Origin of the sequence: Mesorhizobium sp. M7A.F.Ca.AU.002.02.1.1 (assembly GCF_003998535.1) — a bacterium.
GTDB classification, from domain to species: Bacteria; Pseudomonadota; Alphaproteobacteria; order Rhizobiales; family Rhizobiaceae; genus Mesorhizobium; species Mesorhizobium ciceri.
This window is the reverse complement of sequence record NZ_RZPB01000313.1, coordinates 1-6,708: the sequence shown is the minus strand read 5'-3', so window position 1 is coordinate 6,708 and position 6,708 is coordinate 1. Positions and strand designations below refer to the sequence as shown.

Here is a 6,708-nt window from a genome sequence, read left to right as displayed (position 1 = left end):
GGCCGGTACCGTCCGGCCAGTCGACCGTGCGATAGATGTTGCCGGCGGCAAGGCTGACCGGGATGAGCAACCCCATCGCCACCCAGAACAAATCGGCCGGCTGGCCGGCCTCGCCGCGCGTCACCGCGACCATGACGGCGCCGACGAAGCCGACGGCGATGCCGGCAATGCCCAGCATGTTGGGGCGCCGGACACGCAGCAGGATCGAGAACACCAGCGTGATGACCGGCGACAGCGTGAACATGATGCCGGTGTAGCCGGCGCCCAGATGCGGGATGGCCGAGAACATCAGGAGATTGGGGACAGCATAGGACACCGCGGCGGTGACGAAGAAATAGCGCAATTTGTGCGCGGTGAGCCGGACCCGCTTGCCGCGAGCCAAGAGCATGCACAGCAAGACCCCGCCGGCGCCGAGCGAGATGACGAAGGCCCAGACCATGGCCGGCACGCCGGCAGCCGTGGCGAGCTTGCCGAACGGCAGCGTCAGGCCGAGCAGGCCGCCGGTGACGACCAGCAGGCCGAGCGCCGAATCCCAGAGAAGCTTCATTGACCGAATCCTGTAGCGCGGCTCTTGGCCGGCATTGCATCTTGCAGTAAGATAACGGAAAGATTCTTAACGTCAAGATAAATGATGGTGAGACAGTTGGACAGGGCAGCACGGGCGATCGAGCAATGGAAGCGGGAACGACCCGATCTGGACGTCTCGCCGATGGGTGTGCTCGGGCGGCTGAACGAGGCCGCCTCGCTGATCGCCCGCGAGCGCCTGGCGCCGTTGTTTGCCCGTTATGGATTGCAGTCCGGGGAATTCGACGTGCTGGCAACGCTGCGCCGCTCTGGATCACCCTACGCCCTGACGCCGACCGCCCTCTATGAAGCGACGATGGTGACGTCAGGCGCCATGACCAACCGGCTCGACCGGCTCGAAACGTCCGGATTGATCCTGCGCGGGCCGCACCCCAACGATCGGCGCGGCATTGTCGTGCGGCTGACCGAAAAGGGTCTCGCGTTGATCGATGAGGCTATTGCCGCCCATGTTGCCAACGAGCATGAGATTCTTTCCGGCCTGACACCGGCCGAACGGGAGACGCTCTCTCGGCTGCTTGAGAAATTGATCGGGAGCGTGAGCTAAGCCGGGTCAGTTCGTAGGCTGCGGCGAGAACCGGCGCCGGTGTTTCCAGCGGCGGTATGATACGGTGAGGTCGACAAGCCGGGTCGGCATGTTGAGGTAGAGCAGAGCATCCCGCAAACCGCTGAGATAGCGCTCACTCATCGCCTTGTCGGAAAAGTCCGGCATGGCCTCGAGTGTCGCTTCGGCTTGCTGGCTCCGGCCCTTTCCGGTCGGCAATCTGGCCGCAAAGGCTATTTCTCGACGCAGACAGACCTGCTCCACGCGATCCCGCAGCGCCTCTTCGTAGCCGATACCACATCGCATAAGCCGCGCGTGGGTGGCTTCATGGACGATAATCGAAGCGACCAATTCCGGCGTCGTCCTTTCGCTGATGATATGGCGCTCGTCCAATTCGCATGCCTTGGAAGAGTTTGCCCATTGCGCGACGGAAGCAGGAAGGGTTGTGACAAATACCTGTCTTACGTCACCAAGCAGCCGTCTGTAGCGCACTGGATCAAAATCACGAATAAGCTGAAGCGCCTCGACGATCTTGTCGGTGCCCTTGTCGCTGATGATGAGCAACCCGTCGATCGTTCGGGTACCGCTAAGCTTGACGGCGCCCCAGCGGGCCAATCGGCCAACGACGGCTCTTATGCTGCGTCGCGGCTCAATCGCTTCTGGGTCGCGCAAAGCTCCCTCGGAACTCAGTTGCGGTCGTCCGGAAACACCGGGATCGGCATGAACTCGACGCCGTCCTCGACCAGGCTCTTGGCTTCGTCCAGCGTCGCCTCGCCATAGATGCCACGCGGGTCGCTCTCGCCGAAATGGATCTTTCGCGCTTCCTCGGCGAACTTGTCGCCGACATAATCGGCATTCTCGCGCACCTTCTCGGCCATCGCCTTGAGCTGCGCCAAAGCCTGCTTCTGCGCCTCGCCCATGGCCAGCGCTATGGTTTCCTGCTTGCGCGCCGTGGAGACGGCCGGCGCCATCAGTGCTTTCTGCACCTTGTGCGAACCGCAGCTCGGGCAATCGACGAAGCCGCGCTTCTTCTGGGTGTCGAAATCGTCGTTGCTGCGGAACCAGCCTTCGAATTCGTGCTCGTGCTCGCAGATCAGGGCAAAACGGATCAAGAGGCTGCACCCCTGAGCCGCGGCGCCTCGCCCGAGCCGGCATTGACGGCGAAATCCCGCGCATTCCTGAGATTGGGGATCTTCTTGCGCGCGGCAAGCGACTGCGCCGGGTCGATCTCGGCGACGATCACCGCCGGTTCGTCATGCGCGGCTTCCGCAATGATCCGGCCCCACGGATCGACGATCAGCGAATGGCCGTAAGTCTCGCGGCCGTCTTCATGCAAGCCGCCTTGCGCGGCGGCGACGACATAGGCGCCGTTCTCGATGGCGCGGGCCCTGAGCAGCACGTGCCAGTGCGCCTCGCCGGTCTGGCGGGTGAAGGCAGCCGGTACGGAAAGCAGGTCTGCGCCGGCCAACGCCTCGGCGCGGAAGAGTTGCGGAAAGCGCAGATCGTAGCAAACGGCGAAGCCGAGCTTTGCACCCTCGATGTCGGTGACGACGGCCTCGGTTCCCGGTTCATAGGCGGCGGACTCACGCCAGCTCTCGCCATTGTCGAGATCGACGTCGAACATGTGGATCTTGTCGTAGGCGGCGAGCGCAGCACCATCCGGCCCGAACAGCAGCGCCCGGTTGGCGAGCTTGCCGTCGGCGCGCAGAATGGCGGTCGAGCCGATATGCAGGAAGATGCCGAGCTCCTTGGCCAGCCTGCGCGCGGTCGCGACGACGATGTCCTTGTCCTCCGACGTGAACGATGCGGCGCGAGCTTCCTTGTCGCGGATCAGCGCCCCGGTCATTTCCGGCGTCTGGATGTAGGTGGCACCTAGGCTGGCTGCTTCACGCACCAGCCGTTCGAGATCGACGGCGTTGCGCTCGGGGCTCTCGCCCGAACGCATCTGGATCGCAGCGGCCTTGAAAACACCCATCGTCATTCCCTCAATTCGTCGCGCCGTTGGCGAGCAATTTGTCCAGCCGGCCTTCGGCCTCCAGCTCGTGGAGGTCGTCACAGCCGCCGACATGCGTATCGCCGATGAAAATCTGCGGAAAGGTCGTGCGGCCATGCGCCCGGGAGATCATCTCCTGGCGCAATTCCGGCGAGAAGGAGGCATCGTGCTCGGTAAAGGCGACGCCCTTGCGCTCGAGCAGCCGCTTGGCTGCCGTGCAATAGCCGCACATCATGCGGGTGTAGATCGTGACATCGGTCATGACGAATTTCCGCTGTTCGTTGCCGACTTATATAGTCGCGGACTCGTCCGCCCGAAAGTCCCCCGGCAACACACGCGCAAAGGTCAGCACGTCGACGGCGGCCGCACCTCCCCTTTTCAGCGCCTTGGTGTCGGAACGCACCGTGGCGCCGGTGGTGTAGACATCGTCGATCAAAAGCACCCTGCGGCCGGCGATCTCGATTTCCGCCTCGGCAGGCACCCGGAACGCGGCCCGCACATTCTCCTCGCGTTCGCCGCGCTCCAGCCCGACCTGCTGGCGGGTGAGTTTCACGCGCCGCACCGCCGACGGGGCGAAGGGCAATCCGCTAAGTGCCGAGACCGCCCTTGCCAGTTCCGCCGACTGGTTGAAGCGCCGCCTGAAAAACCGCCGCCAGTGCAGCGGCACCGGCACCACCACATCCGCCTCGGCGATGAGATCGGCACCCGCACGCATCATCCAGCGCGCCATCCAAGGTGCCAGATCCGTGCGATCCTGGTATTTCAACCCTTGCACCATCTGGCGCGCAACGCCGGAATAGGCGACCGCCGCCCGCGCCCGCTCGAAAGGCGGCGGATCGGCAATCGCCTCGGCCGACAGAAAGCCTTCGCCCATATGGTGGGTGAACGGCGTACCCATGACAGGGCACCATGGCCGCTCCAGCAGCCTGAGCTTCGGCCAGCAGGCGCCGCACAGCACGCCCGGTTGCGAGACATGCCGGCGGCAACCGGCGCAGACCGGCGGAAACAGCATCCGCGCCGGCCAGCCGACAACCGACCGGGCCAGGTTCGTGATCCCGATAGACTTGATCTTGGGCATCGGATCGGCCACGTGGTTGCTCCTGCGCGCCACTATATCAACGATCTCGGAGCGTGGACAAACAAAGGATCTGCCCGTTGCAGCCAATAATGGATACCTCTCTGTGGCTGACGCACAAGCGGCGCGCGCTTGCCCGTCCGGTCGACGGCGCGGACTTCCTCATGCGCCGCACGGCCGAGGACCTTGCCGAACGGCTGGGCGCCGTCGAGCGCCGGTTCGGCAAGGCGGCCGTGCTGTTTTGCCAGACGCCGGCGGCGGCCGAAACGCTCGCCGAAAGCGGCAAGGTCGCCGACATTGTCCGCGTCGAGACGGATACGGCTTTCCTGAGCGGTGGCGATGCCGGCCTGATCGCACCGCTCGAAACCGTGCCGTTCGAGTCGGAAAGCCTCGATCTGGCGGTGTCGCTCTTGTCGCTGCAGGCCATGAACGACATCCCAGGCATGCTGATCCAGATCCGCCGTGCGTTGCGGCCGGATGGGCTTTTCCTCGGCGCCTTTGCCGGCGCCGGTACGCTTTTCGAGTTGCGCGAAAGCCTGCTTGCGGCCGAGACCGAGCTTTACGGCGGCGCCAGCCCGCGTGTCGCGCCGTTCACCGACGTGCGCGATGCCGGTGCGCTGCTGCAGCGCGCCGGTCTCGCTCTGCCGGTCGCCGACGTCGAGACGGTGACGGTGCGCTATGCCAGCCTGTTCAACCTGATCGCGGATCTGCGGGCCATGGGCGAGACCAATGCACTCACCGATCGCAGCCGGCGCCCGGGCTCGCGCAAGCTGTTTGCCCGCGCGGCGGAAATCTACGCCGAGCGGTTTTCCGACCCCGACGGCCGCGTCAGGGCAAGTTTCTCGATTGTCTGGATGTCCGGCTGGGCGCCCGACGCTTCGCAGCAAAAACCGCTGAAGCCAGGGTCGGCCAAGGTCTCGCTGAAAACAATCCTGGAGGCGCCCGACGGGCAATGATCCTGCCCCAGGCGCGGGAAAGCCGGATCAGGGAGTGGGTGCGAAAGCGTTCGCAAGCTTGCTGTTGTTGTCGCTGAACAGCCAGATGATCCCGTCGCGGACCTCACCGATACCGCCGACGATGGCCAGCGACAGCACGGCGATGATCACGCCATATTCGACGGCCGTGGCGCCGGTCTCGTCGTTCAGAAAACCCAGCAGCACTGCTTTCATGGCCTCAACCCCTCTGTCCGGGACCTTACAGCCGACCTGTTAAGAAAGGTTAACGGCAAAGGCTTAACAGGCGGTGAAACCGCCGCCTTTGCGAAATCTCTTAACCATGTCAGCAGTCGCCGCTGCTCCGGCCATTGGACCTGATGATGCAGACCGAGCTCGGCTGCGGCTGCAGCACGCTGCGGCGCAGCGTGTAGGTTTCGCGATGGCCGATCGAGCCTGTGGCCGCCATGTCGAGCCCGCCGAAACCGTCACGGGCCGACAGCGAGCGTGTCTGGCTGTCGAGGAAAGGGGTTGCGATCAGCGCCAGCGCCACCGCGGCCGAACCGAACAGAAGCGTTATGCGCAATATGCCCATGCCCGCATCGGCGGCGCGAAACCCCCGCTCGGGCCGGATCGAGTCCCAATCCCTGTCTAGGCTCATGCTATCGCTCCCCGGCAAATCGACCGCTCGGCCGCGAACGGCCATGCTTCAACTTTTCACGACGAGATAAATCTTCCATTAATGCTGGCTGATACAACGCCTCGGCCAGGAACCGGCCGGACGGGAGCCTCAGAGAAGATCGATGAGGAACGGGATCAGCGGCTCATCGGCCGGCGGCATCGGATAATCGCGCATCTGCTTCGGCCTTACCCATTTCAGCGCCTGCCCTTCCCTGGGCTGCGCGATACCGCGAAAGCGGCGGCAGATGAACAGCGGCATCAGCAGGTGGAAATCGTCGTAGGAATGGCTGGCGAAAGTGAGCGGCGCCAGGCACGGGATGTCGGTTTCGATGCCGATTTCCTCATGCAGTTCGCGAATGATGCATTGTTCGGGCGTCTCGCCCGGCTCGACCTTGCCGCCGGGAAACTCCCACAGCCCGGCAAGTTGCTTGCCCTGAGGCCGCTGCGCCAGAAGCACCCGGCCGTCGGCATCGACCAGCGCGCAGGCGGCGACCAGCAGCAGGCGCTTGCCGGCGGTCACGACATCATTCATGACCCGGCGGCCGCCGGTAGTGGTAGCGATAGACTTCCTCGAAGCCGAGCGAATGGTAGAGCGCCAGTGCCGGCACATTGTTGGCCTCGACCTGCAGCCAGGCTTCCCGTGCGCCCCGCAGCCGTGCCCATTTCAGTGCCGACAGGATCAGGTTGCGGCCGTGGCCCCTGTTGCGTGCCGACTTGTCGGTGGCGACCTCGAACAGGCCGGCGAGATCGCCGTCATGCACGCAGATCAGCGTCGCCAGCGCTTCTGATCCATCTTCGAGCGCGAACAGCCCGGCTTCGGGCTGGATGGCGCCGATGATCTCCGACAGGCCGGGGCGCAGCGAAACATCCGAACCGCTGACCTTGAGCGACGCGCCGATGA

General features: G+C 64.5%; 12 protein-coding genes. 2 read left to right on the top strand and 10 right to left on the bottom strand.

What is annotated here, in order from left to right:
- Nucleotides 1-547: DMT family transporter (locus EN879_RS19335; protein ID WP_164758635.1), on the bottom strand; the 547-nt coding region annotated here is incomplete at its 3' end.
- Between the two features lie 96 nt (nucleotides 548-643).
- Here EN879_RS19335 and EN879_RS19330 point away from each other — a divergent pair.
- Nucleotides 644-1,129, top strand: a complete 486-nt coding sequence (locus EN879_RS19330; protein WP_013529453.1) for a MarR family transcriptional regulator — start codon at nucleotides 644-646, stop codon at nucleotides 1,127-1,129.
- A gap of 6 nt (nucleotides 1,130-1,135) precedes the next feature.
- Here EN879_RS19330 and EN879_RS19325 read toward each other — a convergent pair whose 3' ends face one another.
- The 5 genes from EN879_RS19325 to EN879_RS19305 form a co-directional block, all read right to left on the bottom strand.
- The gene (locus tag EN879_RS19325; protein ID WP_164746265.1) at nucleotides 1,136-1,690 is read right to left on the bottom strand and encodes a hypothetical protein; all 555 of its coding nucleotides are present in this window, start codon (nucleotides 1,688-1,690) and stop codon (nucleotides 1,136-1,138) included.
- Nucleotides 1,691-1,812: 122 nt separating this feature from the next.
- Nucleotides 1,813-2,238 (bottom strand): DUF1178 family protein, encoded by a 426-nt coding sequence (locus EN879_RS19320; RefSeq protein WP_013529451.1) that lies wholly within the window; start codon nucleotides 2,236-2,238, stop codon nucleotides 1,813-1,815.
- Nucleotides 2,235-3,101 (bottom strand): carbon-nitrogen hydrolase family protein, encoded by an 867-nt coding sequence (locus tag EN879_RS19315; RefSeq protein WP_027163514.1) that lies wholly within the window; start codon nucleotides 3,099-3,101, stop codon nucleotides 2,235-2,237. Before EN879_RS19315 ends, EN879_RS19320 begins: the two co-directional genes overlap by 4 nt.
- 10 nt (nucleotides 3,102-3,111) lie before the next feature.
- Nucleotides 3,112-3,381 carry a glutaredoxin 3 gene (gene grxC / locus EN879_RS19310; RefSeq protein ID WP_024503792.1) on the bottom strand — a complete coding sequence of 90 codons (270 nt, stop codon included), beginning with the start codon at nucleotides 3,379-3,381 and terminating at the stop codon, nucleotides 3,112-3,114.
- Nucleotides 3,382-3,408: 27 nt separating this feature from the next.
- Nucleotides 3,409-4,209, bottom strand: a complete 801-nt coding sequence (locus tag EN879_RS19305; RefSeq protein WP_063169072.1) for a ComF family protein — start codon at nucleotides 4,207-4,209, stop codon at nucleotides 3,409-3,411.
- A gap of 65 nt (nucleotides 4,210-4,274) precedes the next feature.
- Here EN879_RS19305 and EN879_RS19300 point away from each other — a divergent pair, with 65 nt between their 5' ends.
- Entirely contained in the window at nucleotides 4,275-5,150 is an 876-nt protein-coding gene (locus EN879_RS19300) for a methyltransferase domain-containing protein (protein ID WP_063169073.1), read from the top strand.
- A 27-nt stretch (nucleotides 5,151-5,177) separates the two neighbouring features.
- Here the strand turns inward: EN879_RS19300 and EN879_RS19295 are convergent, their stop codons facing one another.
- From EN879_RS19295 to EN879_RS19280, 4 genes are all read right to left on the bottom strand, one after another.
- Nucleotides 5,178-5,363, bottom strand: coding sequence for a Flp family type IVb pilin (locus EN879_RS19295; protein WP_013529446.1), 186 nt, complete (start codon nucleotides 5,361-5,363; stop codon nucleotides 5,178-5,180).
- A 109-nt stretch (nucleotides 5,364-5,472) separates the two neighbouring features.
- Nucleotides 5,473-5,787, bottom strand: a complete 315-nt coding sequence (locus tag EN879_RS19290; RefSeq protein WP_013529445.1) for a hypothetical protein — start codon at nucleotides 5,785-5,787, stop codon at nucleotides 5,473-5,475.
- Nucleotides 5,788-5,916: 129 nt separating this feature from the next.
- Nucleotides 5,917-6,339: a (deoxy)nucleoside triphosphate pyrophosphohydrolase gene (locus EN879_RS19285; RefSeq protein WP_063169074.1), complete on the bottom strand. Its 423-nt coding sequence runs from the start codon at nucleotides 6,337-6,339 to the stop codon at nucleotides 5,917-5,919.
- The coding region (locus EN879_RS19280; RefSeq protein WP_164774468.1) for a GNAT family N-acetyltransferase at nucleotides 6,332-6,708 on the bottom strand (377 nt) is incomplete at its 5' end. The genes EN879_RS19280 and EN879_RS19285, both read right to left, overlap by 8 nt.

Bases quoted from the DNA above. Each gene is read 5' to 3' on its own strand.
- EN879_RS19315 (WP_027163514.1), bottom strand. From the start codon at position 3,101: ATGGGTGTTTTCAAGGCCGCTGCGATCCAGATGCGTTCGGGCGAGAGC.
- grxC (WP_024503792.1), bottom strand. From the start codon at position 3,381: ATGACCGATGTCACGATCTACACCCGCATGATGTGCGGCTATTGCACG.
- EN879_RS19295 (WP_013529446.1), bottom strand. From the start codon at position 5,363: ATGAAAGCAGTGCTGCTGGGTTTTCTGAACGACGAGACCGGCGCCACG.
- EN879_RS19285 (WP_063169074.1), bottom strand. From the start codon at position 6,339: ATGAATGATGTCGTGACCGCCGGCAAGCGCCTGCTGCTGGTCGCCGCC.
- EN879_RS19290 (WP_013529445.1), bottom strand. From the start codon at position 5,787: ATGAGCCTAGACAGGGATTGGGACTCGATCCGGCCCGAGCGGGGGTTT.